Annotated in this window: 8 protein-coding genes; all 8 read left to right on the top strand. The window is 60.6% G+C overall.

Annotated elements, in window-relative coordinates:
• The first annotated feature begins 11 nt into the window (after positions 1–11).
• A complete protein-coding gene (locus NTD81_RS08340; RefSeq protein WP_262181506.1) occupies positions 12–1,748 on the top strand; it encodes an autotransporter assembly complex protein TamA in 1,737 nt (578 codons plus the stop codon).
• Positions 1,745–5,404, top strand: a complete 3,660-nt coding sequence (locus NTD81_RS08335) for a translocation/assembly module TamB domain-containing protein (RefSeq protein ID WP_262181503.1) — start codon at positions 1,745–1,747, stop codon at positions 5,402–5,404. The genes NTD81_RS08340 and NTD81_RS08335 overlap by 4 nt, the downstream gene beginning before the upstream one ends.
• Positions 5,405–5,665: 261 nt before the next feature.
• Positions 5,666–7,015 (top strand): alanine/glycine:cation symporter family protein, encoded by a 1,350-nt coding sequence (locus NTD81_RS08330; protein WP_262181501.1) that lies wholly within the window; start codon positions 5,666–5,668, stop codon positions 7,013–7,015.
• A 73-nt stretch (positions 7,016–7,088) separates the two neighbouring features.
• Complete coding sequence (gene tpx / locus NTD81_RS08325; protein ID WP_262181498.1) at positions 7,089–7,589, top strand: thiol peroxidase; 501 nt, start codon at positions 7,089–7,091, stop codon at positions 7,587–7,589.
• A gap of 147 nt (positions 7,590–7,736) precedes the next feature.
• Entirely contained in the window at positions 7,737–8,984 is a 1,248-nt protein-coding gene (locus tag NTD81_RS08320; protein WP_262181496.1) for an MdtA/MuxA family multidrug efflux RND transporter periplasmic adaptor subunit, read from the top strand.
• A complete protein-coding gene (locus tag NTD81_RS08315; RefSeq protein ID WP_262181494.1) occupies positions 8,984–12,082 on the top strand; it encodes an MdtB/MuxB family multidrug efflux RND transporter permease subunit in 3,099 nt (1,032 codons plus the stop codon). The genes NTD81_RS08320 and NTD81_RS08315 overlap by 1 nt, the downstream gene beginning before the upstream one ends.
• Positions 12,079–15,186 carry an efflux RND transporter permease subunit gene (locus NTD81_RS08310; protein ID WP_262181491.1) on the top strand — a complete coding sequence of 1,036 codons (3,108 nt, stop codon included), beginning with the start codon at positions 12,079–12,081 and terminating at the stop codon, positions 15,184–15,186. Before NTD81_RS08315 ends, NTD81_RS08310 begins: the two co-directional genes overlap by 4 nt.
• On the top strand, positions 15,183–16,607 hold the full coding sequence (locus NTD81_RS08305; protein WP_410017123.1) for an efflux transporter outer membrane subunit: 1,425 nt from the start codon (positions 15,183–15,185) through the stop codon (positions 16,605–16,607). Before NTD81_RS08310 ends, NTD81_RS08305 begins: the two co-directional genes overlap by 4 nt.
• Positions 16,608–16,612: the final 5 nt, after the last annotated feature.

Below are 16,612 nucleotides of genomic sequence, written 5' to 3'. Positions count from 1 at the left end.
AGCATCGTTTAATGCTTGTTTTTATTAGTGTTTGGCGTTTTACGCTAGGGTTGGTGGCCATTCTGTTATGCGATGCGGCGTGGGCCGAGGCTCAGCTGCGCGTGGAGGTTAAGCCCAGCAACAGCGCACTGAAGAAGAATATCGAGGGCCATATCGGCAATCTCGGTGAGCGCAATGAGGAAGACTTGCAGCGTTATCGCCGGGTCGCCGAAGTTCAGGCCAACAAAGCCGCGCAGGCGCTGGGTTACTACCATGCGCAAATCAGCAGTGAAGTGGACGGCAACAAAACCAAACGTCTGACCCTGCGTGTTGAGCCCGGCGAGCCCTTGCGTCTGCGTAACGTGACCCTGCGTGTCGAAGGCCCGGCCAGCAGCCTGAAGGCTTTCCAACTGCCAGACAGCGAGCAGCTACGCCCTGGCGCGGTGCTCAACCACGGCCATTACGAAGACGCCAAGCGCCTGATCCAGAACCAAGCCTCCCGTTACGGTTTTTTTGCCGGACATTTTGCCCAGCAAAATTTCTTGATCGACCCTGAAGGTGGCTTTGCCGATATTGAGCTGGTGTACGTCAGCGGCCCGCGCTATCAGCTCGGCGCCGTGAGCTTTAGTGGCGATGCGCCGTTCGATGAAGACCTGCTGCGGCGCATGTTGCCGTTTAAGACGCCCACCGAGTACGACTCCGCGCTAATCGCCGAGCTGTATCAGGCCCTGCGTTCCAGCGGCTATTTCGACAGCGTGCAGGTGGATGCCAATCCTACTCAGGCCGCCGCTGAAGTCATCCCTGTTGAAGTCCAGCTACAGGCCCGCAAACCACGCAGCATGGGCTTGGGCCTGGGCTTTTCGACCGACGTCGGGCCACGGGGCAGGGCGGATTGGACGCGGCACTGGGCCAACCCGCAAGGCCACAGCTACGGCGCCGAGCTGGAGCTGTCGGCCCCCCGGCAAAACGTCGGCCTGTGGTACGACATCCCGCTGCAGGCGCCGCTCACCGATAAGTTGCGCATCGCCGGTGGCTACCAAGCAGAGGAAATCGCCAACACCGACAGCCGCAGCCGTTTGTTAAAGGTCGGCCCCGAGTGGCACAGCCAGCAGGCCAACGGCTGGCAGCGGGTGATCTCGCTCAAGTGGCAGCGTGAGGAATACAACTTAGGCGGCGACTCCGGCTTAAGCACGCTGTTGATGCCGGGCTTAAGCTACTCATTGCTGCGCAGCGACAACAATATCGACCCGCACAACGGCTATCGCGTGCAGTTTGAAATGGCCGCTGCGGCCCAAGGGCTGCTGTCGGATGCCAATGTGTTGCACGCCAATGTGCAGCTTAAGGGCCTTACCACCGTATTTGATAACCATCGTTTCCTCGCCCGGGTCGCCGTGGGCGGCACTGAGTCCGGCGGCTTTAGCAAGGTGCCGCCGTCGCTGCGCTTCTTTGCCGGCGGCGACCAAAGTGTGCGCGGTTATGACTACCAAAGCCTGTCTCCGGAAAACCGCGACGGCGACAAGGTCGGCGGACGCTATATGCTCGCCGCCAGTGCCGAGTATCAATACAGCCTCACCGAAAAATGGCGTCTGGCGAGCTTTTACGACACGGGTAACAGCTTCGACTCCCTCGATTTGCCCTCGCTAAAAAGCGCGGTAGGCGTTGGCGTGCGCTGGGTCTCGCCATTAGGCCCGCTGCGCCTGGACCTAGCCCACGCGCTGGATGCTGACGGCGGCATCCGTCTGCACTTCTCCATGGGGCCTGAGCTATGACGCGCTGGTTAAAACGCGCCGGGCTGTTACTGCTGAGCCTGGTGCTGTTGCTGGTGATCAGTGTTTACCTAGCCCTGGCGAGTGAGGCGGGGAGCCGCTGGCTGCTAGGGCAAATCCCAGGGCTCAGCGTGCACGGCTTTAGCGGTCAGTTAGGCGGCACTTGGCAGGCTGAGCGCGTGCGCTGGCAGCAAGGTGACGACAGCGTTGAGCTGCAAGGGCCACAGATGAGCTGGTCACCGGCTTGCCTGTTACACCTGACCCTATGTGTTGAGCGCCTGCACAGTGGGCCGATCAGCCTGAATTTCGCGCCTAGTGAGTCCAGCCCGGATGACGCGCCCATCAGTTTGCCGGCGCTGCGTTTGCCCTTGGCGATACAACTGGGTGACGTGCAACTGGCCAGTCTCAGCTACAACGCCAGCGAGCAATTGCAAAGCGCGCAGTTGGTGGCGCACTGGAATAGCCAAGGCATGCAAATCGACAGCCTTAAGCTCAGCGCGGCAGGGCTTAAGCTCGACGCCACTGGGCAGTTAGACCCCAGTGGTAACTGGCCGCTTAAGGTCAGTGGCCAGCTCAGCTTGCCCGAGGTGCAACAACAACCCTGGCAGCTGGCCATCGAAGTGGCCGGCGACTTGCAGCAGCGCTTGCAGGTTGCGGCGCGCAGCAGCGGTTATCTGCAAGGGAGCGTCAGCGGTTGGGTCGAGCCGCTGTTGCAGCACTTGCCCGCGCAGGTACAGATCGCCGTCGCACAGTTTAAAGCCAGCCCACAGCTGCCGGATTCGCTGACGCTTGAGCACACCAAGCTTGAAGCCATCGGTGATTTGCGCAAAGGCTACGCGCTCAATGGCAGTGCCTTGGTCGCGGCCGAGCAGGGGCCAATCCCGTTAACCCTAAAAGGCCTGCTCAAGGCCGATGGTCTGGACTTACAAGCGCTCGACCTCAGCGCCAATGAGCAGCAACAACTGGCGCTTACTGGCCAGTTGAACTGGGCTGAAGGGCTGAGCGCTGAAGCCAAGCTGCACTGGACCGACTTCCCTTGGCAGCGCCTCTATCCGCTGGAGCAGCCGCCGCAGGTCGCACTCAAACAGCTAAACGCCGAGTTGTCCTATGCCAATGGCAATTACCTCGGCAACTTTAGCGCGGACCTCGATGGCCCCGCCGGCGCCTTTAGCCTGCAAAGTCCGGTCAGTGGCGACTTAAGCAATGTCCATCTGCCCGAAGTGCAGTTGCAAGCCGGCCAAGGCAAGGCTGAGGGGCAGGTGAGCTTAGGTTTTGCCGATGCGCTGAAGTGGCAGGTGCAGTTGCAACTGAGCCAGTTTGATCCGTCTTATTGGCTGGCGGAGCTGCCCGGTAACCTTGCTGGTTCGATCAACAGTAAGGGGGATTTGCAGCAGTTCGACGCGGCGCTGGCGATTCAAGGTCGCTTGCGTAACCAGCCGACCCTGTTGCAGGGCCAGTACAGCGGCAGCCTGGCGGCGGGTGCTTTACGCCAGCTAGAGCTGCGCTTGGGTGATAACCGCATCAGTGGCCAAGGCCAATGGGCCAAGCAGCTTGAGGGCCAGCTGGAGATCGCCATGCCGCGTCTGGGCCAACTGTGGCCGGGCCTGCAAGGGACGTTAAATGGCCAACTGGCACTGGCTGGCAGCCTTAACGCGCCACAGGGCAGCCTGGATCTAAAAGGTGCCAACCTCGGTTTTGAGCAGCAGCGCATCAGCACCTTGACCCTCGCCGGGCGTTTAAATAGCCAGCAGCAAGCGCAGGTGGATTTACTCGCAGCGGGCATTGTCAGTGCTGACCAGCAAATCGGCCAGCTGCACGTTAAAGGCAGTGGTGATCTGGCTCGCCAGGAGCTGCAACTAGATTTAACAGGCCCGCTGCTACAGGCCGAGGCGGCGCTCAGTGGCGGCCTAAGCCAAGGCAACTGGCGCGGTAATTTGGCGCGCGCCCAACTGCGCAGCGGGCCGCAGGACTGGCGCTTGCAGCAGCCCGCCAGTATCGAGCGCCTAGCCGACGGCAGCCTGAGTGTGGGTGCCCACTGTTGGCGCTCCGGCGCGGCTAGCCTCTGTGGTCAACGTCAGCAAATCCTGCCGCAACCCAAGCTGGATATGCAGCTGCGCAACCTCTCCATGGCCAGCTTGCAGCCTTGGTTGCCGCCTGATTTCGCCTGGCAAGGAGAGCTAAACGGCACGCTGCAGTTGCAAGTCACTCAGGCTGGGCCGAGCGGCACCATCAACGTGGATGCCGGCAGCGGTCTGTGGCGGGTCAAAGAGCAGCAGAACTGGCTGGACTTCGCCTATGAGGCGCTCAACCTCAAGGTGCAACTGAAGCCCCAGCGGATCGATGCCAATCTAGAACTGCGCGGCCCGAGAATCGGCCAGTTGCAGGTGACTAGCCAGATTGATCCGCGCCCGGCGAGCAAACCGATTCGCGGCAGCTTTAACTTGAGCGGCTTGGATCTGGCCATTGCCCGGCCCTTTGTGCCCATGGTTGAACAACTCAGCGGGCAGTTGCGCGGCAATGGTGAGATCAGCGGCTCGTTGCTTGCGCCACAAATCAACGGCTCGTTGCGCTTGGTTGACGGCACCGTGGCCGGTGGTGAATTACCCATGAATCTGCAGGATGTGCAGCTGTTGGCGCAGATCCAGGGGCAGCAATTACAACTGGATGGCGGATGGCGCAGCGGCGCAGTCGGCCAGGCCAAGCTGCAAGGGCAGATGAGCTGGGCCGCAGGCTTAAACGCCGAGCTTAGCCTCAAGGGCAGTCAGCTACCGGTCAGTGTTGAACCTTACGCCAACCTGGAAGTGAGCCCAGATTTGCGCCTGACCTTGGCCCAGCAGCAATTGGCGGTCAGCGGTAGCGTGCTGATCCCCAAAGGTGCCATTGAAGTGCGGGAGTTGCCGCCGTCCACCGTGCAACTGTCTAAGGATGCCAAGGTGGTCGGGCAGAGCACAGCCAGCAGCGCAGGCCCGGCTATCGCCATGGACATTGACGTGCAGGTCGGTCAGGAGCGCCTGAGCTTTAAAGGCTTTGGCTTAACCGCTGAGGTGGCCGGACGCCTGCATATCGGCAATGACCTGGACGCCCGCGGTGAACTGGCGCTGAACAAGGGGCGCTTTCGCGCTTACGGGCAGCGCTTGAATATCCGCCGGGCGCGGATTCTCTTCACCGGGCCGATTGATGAGCCCTTTATTGATGTGGAGGCAGTGCGCAAGGTCGATGACGTGACCGCTGGTTTGCGTTTGACCGGCAGCGCCACGGCGCCCAGCTCGGAAGTGTTCTCCGAGCCGGCCATGAGTCAGGAACAAGCGCTGTCCTATCTGGTGCTGGGCCGGCCACTGAACCAAAGCAGTGGTGACAACAATATGCTCGCCCAGGCCGCCCTGGCTCTGGGCATGGCAGGGGGTGCGCCACTGATTAATAACGTCGCCCAAGACTTGGGCATCAGTGATTTCAGCCTGGATACCCAAGGCTCGGGGGCGACCACCAGCGTGGTGGCCAGCGGGCAACTCTCGGAGCGCTTGAGCTTGCGCTACGGCGTGGGTGTGTTTGAGCCCGCCAACACCATCGCCTTGCGCTACGAGCTGACCCGCAAGCTGTTTTTGGAAGCGGCCAGCGGCCTGGCCAGCTCTCTGGATTTGTTCTACCGGCGCGATTTCTGACCGGGTAAACAACAGTCAATTCGGTGGATTTCATTAACTAAGTCGCGTTTTAATCGCATCAATCGCTCAAATCCACCGGGCGAATACTTCTAATTAGTGAAATCGTCTATTCCAGTCTTCCTATACTGAGCGCCCCAGCGCTGCCTGGGCCGTGCACCTCGGGTGCGGGCCCGCCGTCGTGTTTACACAGAGCACGATGGCCGCTGCGGGCAATGGACGCGCGAGAGCCCTCGCATTCACTACAAGAATAAGGATATGCGTATGGATGTTATTTCCAGTCTGGTCAATTCAATCAACTCACTGGTATGGGGCCCACCGATGTTGGTGGCGATCCTCGGTACCGGGTTCTATCTCATGCTGCGCCTGGGCTTTATGCCGCTGCGCAAAATCGGCGCGGGTTTTAAGCTGACTTGGCAGGGGCGGCAGAAGGGCGACAGTGACAGCGGCGAAATCAGCCCCTTCCAAGCGCTGATGACCTGTCTGGCCGCCACCGTCGGCACTGGCAATATTGCCGGCGTGGCCACGGCGATCTTCTTAGGCGGCCCGGGTGCGTTGTTCTGGATGTGGTGCACCGCCTTGGTCGGCATGGCCACCAAGTACTGTGAAGTGGTGCTGGCCGTGCATTACCGCGAGAAGGACGCGCGTGGTGAGTTCGTCGGCGGGCCGATGTATGCGATCAAAAATGGCCTAGGCCCCAAGTGGATTTGGCTGGGGACGTTGTTCGCCATCTTCGGCGGCTTTGCCGGTTTTGGCATCGGCAACATGGTCCAGGTGAACAGCATGGCGGCGGCGCTGCACGACACCTTCCAGATCCCGTTGTGGCTCACGGGCGTGGTGACCATGGCGGTAGTCGGCCTGGTGATTCTTGGCGGGATTAAACGCATTGGCACGGTGGCAGCCGCCCTGGTGCCACTGATGTGCGTGGGCTATATCATCGCCTCGCTGACCGTACTGATCGTGCACGCCGAGCGCATCCCAGAAGCCTTCAGCACCATCTTTACCTATGCCTTTACCCCGGCTGCGGCCACGGGTGGCTTTGCCGGTGCAGCGGTGTTGGCGGCGATTCGCTTTGGCGTGGCGCGGGGGATTTTCTCCAACGAAGCCGGCCTGGGTACTGCCGGTATCGCTCAGGCCGCAGGGACGACCAGCAGCCCGGTGCGTTCGGGATTGATCGGCATGATCGGGACTTTTATCGACACCATCATCATCTGCTCCATGACCGGCCTGGCGATTATCTGCTCGGGGGTCTGGACCAGCGGCGCTAGCGGTGCGGTGCTGTCGGCGGCGGCTTTCGAGTCGGCCATGCCCGGTGTCGGAGCCTATATCCTTACCGTGGCACTGGTGGTGTTTGCTTTTACCACCATCCTCGGCTGGAGTTATTACGGCGAGCGCTGCTGGGAATACCTGGTGGGCACCAAGGCGATTTTGCCGTTTCGTTTGATTTGGGTGGTGGCCGTGCCGTTTGGTGCAATCTCCCAGCTGGATTTTGCCTGGCTGGTGGCCGACACCCTGAACGGGTTGATGGCGCTGCCTAACTTGCTCTCGCTGCTGTTGCTGTGCCCAGTGGTGATCAAGCTGACGAAAGACTATTTTGCTAAGTCTTCACAATAACTGCGCAGGGGCTGCCAAGCCGGGTAAGCTGGCAGCCCTTACGCATTCTCTATCCGCCACAAGGAACGCTGTCATGTCCCAAGTTACGCTTAAAGGCTCCCCTGTCAGTATCAACGGCCAACTGCCGAAAGTCGGCGCACAAGCTCCGGCATTTAGCTTGGTCGCGGCTAACCTCAGCGATGTCAGCCTGAGCAACTACGCCGGCAAGCGCAAAGTGCTGAATATCTTCCCTAGCGTCGACACGCCGACCTGCGCCACCTCGGTACGCACCTTCAATGCTAAGGCCAATGCGCTGAACAACACCGTGGTGCTGTGCATCTCGGCGGATCTGCCATTTGCCCAAGCGCGCTTCTGCGGCGCCGAAGGTCTGGACAACGTGGTTAACCTGTCGACCCTGCGCGGCGCCGAGTTCCTCGCTAACTATGGTGTCGCCATCAGCAGCGGCCCGCTGGCCGGTCTGGCGGCTCGCGCCGTAGTGGTTTTGGATGAGCACGATAAGGTGCTGCACAGCGAGCTGGTCAGCGAGATTGCTAACGAGCCGGATTACGCCGCCGCGCTGGCCGTTTTAGCTTAAGTGTTGCCAGATATTCCAACGGCCTGCTCTGCAGGCCGTTTTTATTGAAGGATGGTTACTTTAGTTAGGTAAGGATTGGGTAAACAGGCTTTGCAGACGGCCTGTTTGTGCATATCGTGCACGCACCTAAATGAAGCGATCACTTCTATGTCTGATACACACGTTTCCAGCCGCTCGCGCAGTCAGTCCCGTCAATGGCTCTTAGGCTCTGCGGCGTTGATCATTTTGGCCCTTTTACTCTGGTGGTTCTGGCCAGCCCAACCACAAGGTGGAGTGCCAGCTGGGCCAGGCGGCAAGCGCCCGAGCCCCTTTGGCGACGGCGGTCCGGTACCCGTGCGGGTAGCCCCGGTCAGTCAAGCGGACTTCGCTGTCGAGCTGAAAGCCTTGGGCACGGTGACGGCCTATAACACCGTCAACGTACGGCCACGGGTGGATGGGCAACTGGTCAAGCTGTTGTTCAATGATGGACAGCAAGTGAAAGCCGGTGATTTGCTCGCGGTAATTGATCCACGTCCGTTTGAGATCGCCTTGCAGCAAGCCCAGGGCGCATTAGCCGAAAGCCAAGCGCAGCTGCGCAACGCCGAGCTGGATCTGCAGCGCTATCAAGGATTGTTTGCGCAAGACTCGATCGCCAAGCAAACCCTCGACACCCAACAGGCCCAGGTCAATCAACTGCGTGGCAGCCTGCAAAGCTTGCAGGCGAATGTCGCCAGCGCGCAGCTCAACCTCGACTTTACCCAAGTACGCGCGCCGATCGCCGGGCGTCTGGGTATTCGTCAGGCCGACGTGGGCAACTTGGTTAACTCCAGCGATGCCACTCCGTTGGTGGTGCTGACCCAGACCTTACCGATTTCGGTGATCTTCACCTTGCCGGAACTGGAACTGCCGGCGGTGCTTGAGCAATTACGCGATAAACACAAGCTGGTGGTCGAAGCCTGGGATCGCAGCGAGCGCAACAAGCTGGCCGAGGGCGAGCTGGAAAGCCTAGACAACCTGATCGACACTGCCACCGGCACGGTTAAGCTCAAGGCGCGTTTTGCCAACGCCGAGCAAAGCCTGTTTCCCAACCAATTTGTCAACGTGCGCTTGCGCGTTAAAACCCTGAACAATGCCGTGCTGATGCCTGCGGCAGCCTTGCAATATGGCGCCAACGGCACCTTTGCTTACGTTGTCGATGGCGAGGATAAAGTCCAGCAAACCCCAGTCACCATCGGCACCAGCAATGGTGAAATGACCGTGGTGGAGCAGGGCCTCAAGGTCGGTGAGCGAGTGGTGATGGAAGGCACCGACCGGCTGCGTTCCGGCAATAAGGTTGAAGTGGTCAGCAATACCCCCAACGCGGCCGCTACGCCCAAGCCAACTGAGCCACAGCAAAAACCGGGTTCGCGTCCATAATGAACGTCTCCCGCCTGTTTATCCTGCGCCCGGTCGCCACCACCTTGATCATGGTGGCGATCTTTATCAGTGGCCTGATCGCTTACCGCTTGTTGCCGGTATCGGCCTTGCCGGAAGTGGATTATCCGACCATCCGCGTGATGACCCTCTATCCAGGGGCCAGCCCGGATGTGATGACCAGCGCCGTCACCGCGCCGCTGGAGCGTGAGCTGGGGCAGATGCCCGGGCTGAAGCAGATGTCCTCGACCAGCTCCGGGGGCGCCTCGGTGATCACCCTGCGCTTTAACTTGGAAGAGCGCATCGATGTGGCCGAGCAGGAAGTACAGGCGGCCATCAACGCCGCGAGTAATTTGCTGCCCAACGATTTGCCGGCGCCGCCGGTGTACAACAAGGTCAACCCGGCCGACACTCCGGTGCTGACCCTGGCCGTGACATCGCAAAGCATGCCGCTGCCCAAGGTTTACGATTTAGTCGACACTCGCCTGGCGCAAAAGCTCGCGCAAACCAGTGGCGTCGGTTTGGTCAGCTTGGCGGGCGGGCAACGGCCGGCCATGCGCCTGCGGGTCAACCCGGAAGCCCTGGCTGCTTACGGCTTGAACCTCAGTGATGTACGCAACCTGATCACCGCCAGCAACGTCAACCAACCCAAGGGTAACTTCGACGGGCCGACCAAGGTCTCGCAACTGGATGCCAACGACCAGCTGAAAACCCCCGAGGAATACCGCGAGCTGATTCTGGGGTATCAGAACGGTGCGGCGCTGCGTTTAAAAGACGTTGCGCAAATCGCCGATGGTGCCGAGAACCAGCGCTTGGCGGCCTGGGCTAACGCCAACGCGGCCGTGCTGGTCAACGTGCAACGCCAGCCCGGGGCCAACGTGATCGAAGTGGTCGATCAGATCCAAGCCATGCTGCCCAGCCTCACCCAGAGCTTGCCCGGCAGTGTCGATGTGGTGGTGCTCACCGACCGTACCGAAACCATCCGCGCGGCGGTCAAGGGCGTGCAGCATGAGTTGCTGCTGGCGATTGCCCTAGTGGTGCTGGTGACCTTTCTGTTCCTGCGCAAATTAGCCGCCACCATTATTCCTTCGGTGGTGGTGCCGCTGTCGCTGATCGGCACCTTCGGCATCATGTATATGGCCGGCTTCACCATTAACAACCTGACCTTGATGGCCCTCACCGTGGCCACCGGCTTTGTGGTGGACGATGCCATCGTCATGCTGGAAAACATCGCCCGCCATTTGGAGGAGGGCGCCACACCGCTTGAGGCCGCGCTTAAAGGCGCCAAGCAGATCGGCTTTACCCTGGTCTCGCTGACCATCTCGCTGATTGCCGTGCTGATCCCGCTGCTGTTTATGGAAGATGTGGTCGGGCGCCTGTTCCGCGAGTTCGCCATCACCCTGGCGGTGGCAATTCTGATCTCGCTGGTGATCTCCCTGACCCTGACGCCAATGATGTGCGCGCGCTTGCTCAAGGCCGATAAAGCAGAAAACGAGAGCCGTTTCTACCGCGCCTCCGGTGAGGTGCTGGAGAAAATGGTGCGCTTTTACGGCCGTGGCCTGAACTGGGTGCTGGAGCATCAACCGCTGACCATGCTGGTGGCGGTGGCGACCTTGGCCCTGACTGTAGTGCTGTATCTGGCGGTGCCTAAGGGCTTCTTCCCGGTGCAGGACACTGGGGTGATTCAGGGCATTTCTGAAGCGCCGCAGTCGATTTCCTTCCGCGCCATGAGTGAGCGGCAGCAGCGCCTGGCCGAAGTGATTCTGCAAGATCCGGCGGTGGCCAGCCTGTCGTCCTATATCGGCGTTGATGGCGATAACCCGACGCTCAACAGCGGCCGTCTGCTGATTAACCTGACGCCCCGCGCCGAGCGCGATCTGACCGCAAGTCAAGTGATCGAACGGCTGCGCCCAGAACTGGCGAAAGTCTCCGGGATCGAGCTGTTTATGCAGCCGGTGCAGGACTTGAGCATCGAAGACCGCGTCAGCCGCACCCAGTACCAGTTCAGCATGGAGTCACCGGACATCAGCCTGCTCGAGGAGTGGGTGCCGAAGTTGGTCAGTGCCCTGCGTGAGCAGCCGGCCCTGACCGATGTCGCCAGCGACCTGCAAAACCGTGGCCTGCAAGTGTTCCTGCAAATCGACCGAGATTTGGCCGGGCGCTTGGGCATCAGCGTGGCGGATATCGACAACGCGCTGTACGACGCCTTCGGCCAGCGGCAGATTTCCACCATCTACACCCAGGCCAGCCAATACCGCGTGGTGCTGGAAAGCCGTGGCGCGGGCGTGCTCGGCCCAGAGGCGCTGGAGCAGATTTATGTAAAAGCTGCCGATGGCACCCAGGTCAAGCTGTCCAGTCTGGCCCATGTGGAACAGCGCGCCGCGAGCCTTTTGATCAACCATATCGGCCAATTCCCGGCGGCCACGCTGTCCTTCAATCTGGCCCCCAATGTGTCCCTGGGCGAAGCCGTGGCAGTGATTGAGCAGGTGGAACAGCAAATTGGTCTGCCGGAGGCGATCCAAAGCCGCTTCCAGGGCGCCGCCGAAGCCTTCCGCGCCTCGCTGTCGAGCACCTTGCTGCTGATTCTGGCGGCGATAGTGACCATGTATATCGTGCTCGGCGTGCTCTATGAGAGCTATATCCACCCGATCACCATTCTCTCCACCTTGCCTTCGGCCGGGGTCGGCGCCTTGCTCGGCCTGCTGTTAAGCGGCACTGAGCTGGGGCTGATTGCGATCATCGGGATCATCTTGCTGATCGGTATCGTGAAGAAGAACGCGATCATGATGATCGACTTCGCCCTCGATGCCGAACGTAACCAAGGCATGGCTCCGGAGGCGGCGATTCATCAGGCGGCGCTGCTGCGTTTCCGGCCGATTCTGATGACTACCCTGGCCGCGCTGTTTGGCGCCATCCCGCTGATGTTCGCCAGCGGTTCCGGCGCCGAACTGCGTCAGCCGCTGGGCTTGGTCATGGTCGGTGGCTTGCTGGTGAGCCAGGTGCTGACCCTGTTCACCACGCCGGTTATTTATCTGTATTTCGATCGTTTCTCGCGGCGCCTAACTGGCCGTAGCGCAGCAGGGCTGGTGGTGTCGCGATGAATTTGTCGGCACCCTTTATTCGCCGGCCCGTGGCGACGCTGCTGCTGAGTCTGGCGATTATCCTGCTGGGCTCGGTGAGCTTTGGCTTGCTGCCCGTGTCGCCGCTGCCGCAGATGGATTTCCCCACCATCACCGTGCAGGCCAGCTTGCCGGGGGCCAGTCCGCAGATCATGGCCTCCAGCGTGGCCACGCCGCTGGAGCGGGCGCTCGGCACCATCGCCGGGGTCAGCCAGATGAACAGCCGCAGCAGCCAAGGCAGCACGCGGATCATGGTGCAGTTTGATCTGGACAAGGACATCAACGCCGCCGCCCGCGAAGTCCAGGCCGCGATCAACGCCTCAAGGCAACTGTTGCCCAGCGGCATGCGCAGCATGCCGACCTACGCCAAGGTCAACCCGTCGCAAGCGCCGATCATGGTGCTGTCGCTGACCAGCCCGGTGCTCAATAAAGGCCAGCTGTATGACGTGGCCTCGACCATCGTCGGCCAGAAGCTGTCGCAAATCAGTGGCGTCGGCGAGGTACAGGTCGGTGGCAGCTCCTTACCCGCGGTGCGGGTGAGCCTAGAGCCGCGCCTGCTCGATCATTACAACGTGGCCCTCGATGAAGTCCGCCAGACCATCAGCAATGCCAACGCCAAACGGCCCAAGGGCGCGGTAGAAGACAGCACCCAGCATTGGCAGGTGCAGGCCAGCGATCAACTGGAAACCGCCGCCGATTACATCCCGCTGATCATCCGTTACCAAGACGGCGCAGCGGTGCGCCTCGGCGATGTGGCAAAAGTCACCGATGGTGTTGAAGACCGCTACAACAGCGGTTTCTATAACGATCAGGAAGCGGTGCTGGTGGTGATCAACCGGCAGACCGGGGCCAATATTCTGGAAACCATCGCGCAAATTCGCGAGCAGATGCCCAGCCTGCGCGCGGTGATTCCGGCCAGTGTCGACCTGCAAGTGGCCATGGACCGCTCGCCGGTGATTCGCGCCACCTTGCATGAGGCTGAGCAGACCCTGCTGCTGGCCGTGGCGCTGGTGATTTTGGTGGTATTCGCATTCCTCGGCCGCTGGCGCGCCGCGTTGATCCCGGCGCTGGCGGTACCGGTATCGTTGGTGGGCAGCTTTGCCGCCATGTACCTGCTGGATTTCTCCCTTAACAACATCTCGTTGATGGCCCTGATCATTGCCACCGGTTTGGTGGTGGACGACGCCATTGTGGTGCTGGAGAACATCTCACGGCATATCGAGGCCGGTGAGAAACCCATGGATGCGGCCCTTAAGGGCGCCCGCGAAGTGGGCTTTACCTTGCTGGCGATGAACCTGTCGCTGGTCGCGGTGTTTATCTCGATCCTGTTTATGGGCGGCATTATCGAGCGGCTGTTCCGCGAGTTTTCCATCACCTTGGCGGTGGCCATTGTGATCTCGCTGCTGGTATCGCTGACCCTGACGCCGATGCTCTGCGCCCGCTGGCTTAAGGCCGAGCATGAGGGGCATCGACCTGGGCGTATCGAGCAACTGGGCAATCGTATTCACGAGCGCATGCTGGGCTTTTATCGGCGTACCCTCGACTGGGCACTGCGCCATTCGTTGCTGATGCTGTTTACCTTTCTGGCGACCATCGCGCTCAACGTGTTTTTGTTTGTCAGCGTGCCGAAAACCTTTATGCCGCAGCAGGATACCGGCCAGCTGATCGGCATGATTCGTGGCGACAACGGCCTGTCGTTCCAAGTCATGCAGCCGAAGATGGAAATCTACCGCCGCGCCATTCTGAGCGACCCGGCAGTGGAAAGCGTGGCCGGCTTTATTGGCGGTAGCGGCGGTGTCGGCAATGCCTTTGTCATCGTCCGTTTAAAACCGATCAAGCAGCGTCAAGACAGCTCGCAAGATGTGATCAACCGCTTGCGCAAAAGCATGCCGAAAGTGCCGGGGGGACGTATGTTCCTGATGCCCGACCAAGACCTGCAAATTGGCGGACGGGAAGGGCGCAGCTCGGAAAACGAATACCTGCTGATGTCCGGCGATCTGGATCTGCTGAAGAAGTGGCTGCCGCCGGTGCGCGAAGCTCTGCGAGGGCTGCCGGAACTGACCGATATCGATGCCAAGGAGGTCGACGGCGCGCAGCAGATTCGCTTAGTGGTCGAGCGCGATGTGGCCAAGCGTCTAGGCATCGACATGAACATGATCACTGCCGTGCTCAACAACGCCTTCAGCCAGCGGCAGATTTCCACCATCTACGACAGCCTCAACCAGTACCGCGTGGTGATGGAGATCAATCCGAAGTTTGCCGAATACCCGGAAACCCTCGACCAAGTTCAGTTGATCACTGCCGATGGCCAGCGTGTTGCGCTGTCCAGCTTTGCCCATTGGGAACGCAGCATTGAGGAGGATCGGGTCAGCCACCAAGGCCAGTTTGCTGCCGAGAATATCGGCTTTGCCTTGGCTGAAGGCGTGAGCCTGGATCAGGCCACGGCGGCGATTAATAAAGCCGTCGCGCACTTAGGCTTGCCGACTGAGGTACAAGGCTCCATGGGCGGCACGGGGGGAGCGTTCCAGCAAACCCAGGACAACCAACCGCTGATGATTCTGCTGGCCTTGGTGGTGGTCTATATCGTCCTAGGCGTGCTCTACGAGAGCTATGTGCACCCGCTGACGATTCTTTCCACGTTGCCCTCGGCGGGGGTCGGCGCCTTGTTGGCGCTGCAATTGATGAAGATCGAATTCAGCCTGATCTCGCTGCTGGGGTTGTTCTTGCTGATCGGCATCGTCAAGAAGAACGCGATCATGATGATCGACATGGCGCTGCATCTGGAACGGCAACAGCATATGGGCCCAGCGGAGTCGATCCGCGAGGCCTGCCTGCTGCGTTTTCGGCCGATTATGATGACCACCCTGGCGGCCATTCTCGGGGCGCTGCCGATGATGCTCGGCAGCGCTGAAGGCGCCGAGATGCGCCAACCTTTGGGCATTACCATCGTCGGCGGGCTGGTCCTGAGCCAACTGCTGACCCTGTACACCACACCGGTGATCTACCTGTATTTCGAACGCCTGCGCCGCCGAGTTAATCGCTGGCGTGGCGTGCGCACTGACGCTGCTTTGGACACTCCGCTATGACTCTGATGCGTTTGCCCCATCTGCCAACCTTATTGGCGCTGTGCCTGTCTTTGAGCGCTTGTGCCTTGGGCCCGGACTACCAGCGCCCCAGCCATGCGCCCGTAGAGGCCTTTAAACAGGCCGAGGGCTGGACGCCGGCCAAACCCAGCGATGTGCTAGAGCGCGGGCAGTGGTGGCAGTTGTATCAGGACGCCGAGCTGAATGCTTTGGTTGAGCGCCTGAATATCTCCAACCAAAACCTCGCCGCTAACGAAGCCCAGTACCGCCAAGCGCGAGCCCTAGTGCGTGGTGCGCGGGCGGCGTTTTATCCGACCCTGTCGAGCAGCACGGGCGTGAGCCGCAGCGGCGAAGGCCGCGCCTCGCCGAGCAAGAACTACGACCTGAGCCTGAATGCGGCGTGGGAGCTGGATATCTGGGGCAAGCTGCGCCGCTCGCTGGAGTCCAGCCGCGCCAGTTATGAGGCCAGTGCTGCCGAGCTGGCGGCGCTGAAGCTCAGCCTGCAATCGGAACTGGTGCAGAACTATCTGCAACTGCGCGTGCTGGATGATCAACAGCGGTTGCTCGACGCCACCGTGGTGGCCTATCAACGCTCATTGACCCTCACCGAAAACCAATACAACGCAGGCGTGGTGCCCAAGTCGGATGTCAGCCAGGCGCTGACCCAACTCAAAAGCACTCAAGCCCAGGCTATCGACCTTAAGTGGCAGCGCGCACAGTTGGAGCACGCCATTGCCGTGCTGGTGGGCCTGGCCCCGATTGAGTTGAACATTGCTGCGCGTGAAGCCTTACCTGAACTGCCGCAAATCCCTCTCGATGTACCGTCACAGTGGCTAGAGCGTAGGCCGGATATCGCCGCCGCTGAGCGCCGCGTAATGGCCGCCAATGCCGACATCGGTGTGGCCGAAGCCGCCTGGTTTCCTGATTTGACGTTGTCGGCCAGCGGGGGTTATCGCGGTAGCAGTTTTGCCGATTGGATCGATCTGCCCAACCGTTTCTGGTCGGTCGGCCCGCAACTGGCTCTGACGCTGTTTGATGGCGGCGCCCGCAGTGCCCGTTTGGAGCAAGTGGAAGCGATCTATGACCAGACCGTGGCGCAGTATCGCCAGTCGGTGCTCGACGGTTTGCGTGAGGTAGAAGACAACCTGGTGCAGTTGCAGGTGCTAGCCGAGGAGGCGGTAGTCCAGGACCAGGCACTGCAAGCCTCGCGCGAGGCTTTGAGGTTGATGGAAAACCAATACCGAGCCGGGACTGTGGATTACAACTCGGTGGTTAATGTCCAAGCCACGGCTTTGAACAACGAACGCACGGCCTTAAACCTGTTGGGTAGCCGCCTTACGTCCAGCGTGCAATTGATTGCCGCTTTGGGGGGTGGTTGGCAGCAGGCTAACTTGCTCGAACCGACCACCCCACCCGCGCCCTAAAAAAC

The sequence above is a fragment of the Pseudomonas sp. 5P_3.1_Bac2 genome, assembly GCF_025465995.1.
Taxonomy (GTDB): domain Bacteria; phylum Pseudomonadota; class Gammaproteobacteria; order Pseudomonadales; family Pseudomonadaceae; genus Aquipseudomonas.
This window is presented reverse-complemented; position numbering and strand designations above follow the sequence as displayed.

Coding starts and splice junctions, on each gene's coding strand:
- NTD81_RS08340 (WP_262181506.1), top strand. CDS start 12: ATGCTTGTTTTTATTAGTGTTTGGCGTTTTACGCTAGGGTTGGTGGCC.
- NTD81_RS08335 (WP_262181503.1), top strand. CDS start 1,745: ATGACGCGCTGGTTAAAACGCGCCGGGCTGTTACTGCTGAGCCTGGTG.
- NTD81_RS08330 (WP_262181501.1), top strand. CDS start 5,666: ATGGATGTTATTTCCAGTCTGGTCAATTCAATCAACTCACTGGTATGG.
- tpx (WP_262181498.1), top strand. CDS start 7,089: ATGTCCCAAGTTACGCTTAAAGGCTCCCCTGTCAGTATCAACGGCCAA.
- NTD81_RS08320 (WP_262181496.1), top strand. CDS start 7,737: ATGTCTGATACACACGTTTCCAGCCGCTCGCGCAGTCAGTCCCGTCAA.
- NTD81_RS08315 (WP_262181494.1), top strand. CDS start 8,984: ATGAACGTCTCCCGCCTGTTTATCCTGCGCCCGGTCGCCACCACCTTG.
- NTD81_RS08310 (WP_262181491.1), top strand. CDS start 12,079: ATGAATTTGTCGGCACCCTTTATTCGCCGGCCCGTGGCGACGCTGCTG.
- NTD81_RS08305 (WP_410017123.1), top strand. CDS start 15,183: ATGACTCTGATGCGTTTGCCCCATCTGCCAACCTTATTGGCGCTGTGC.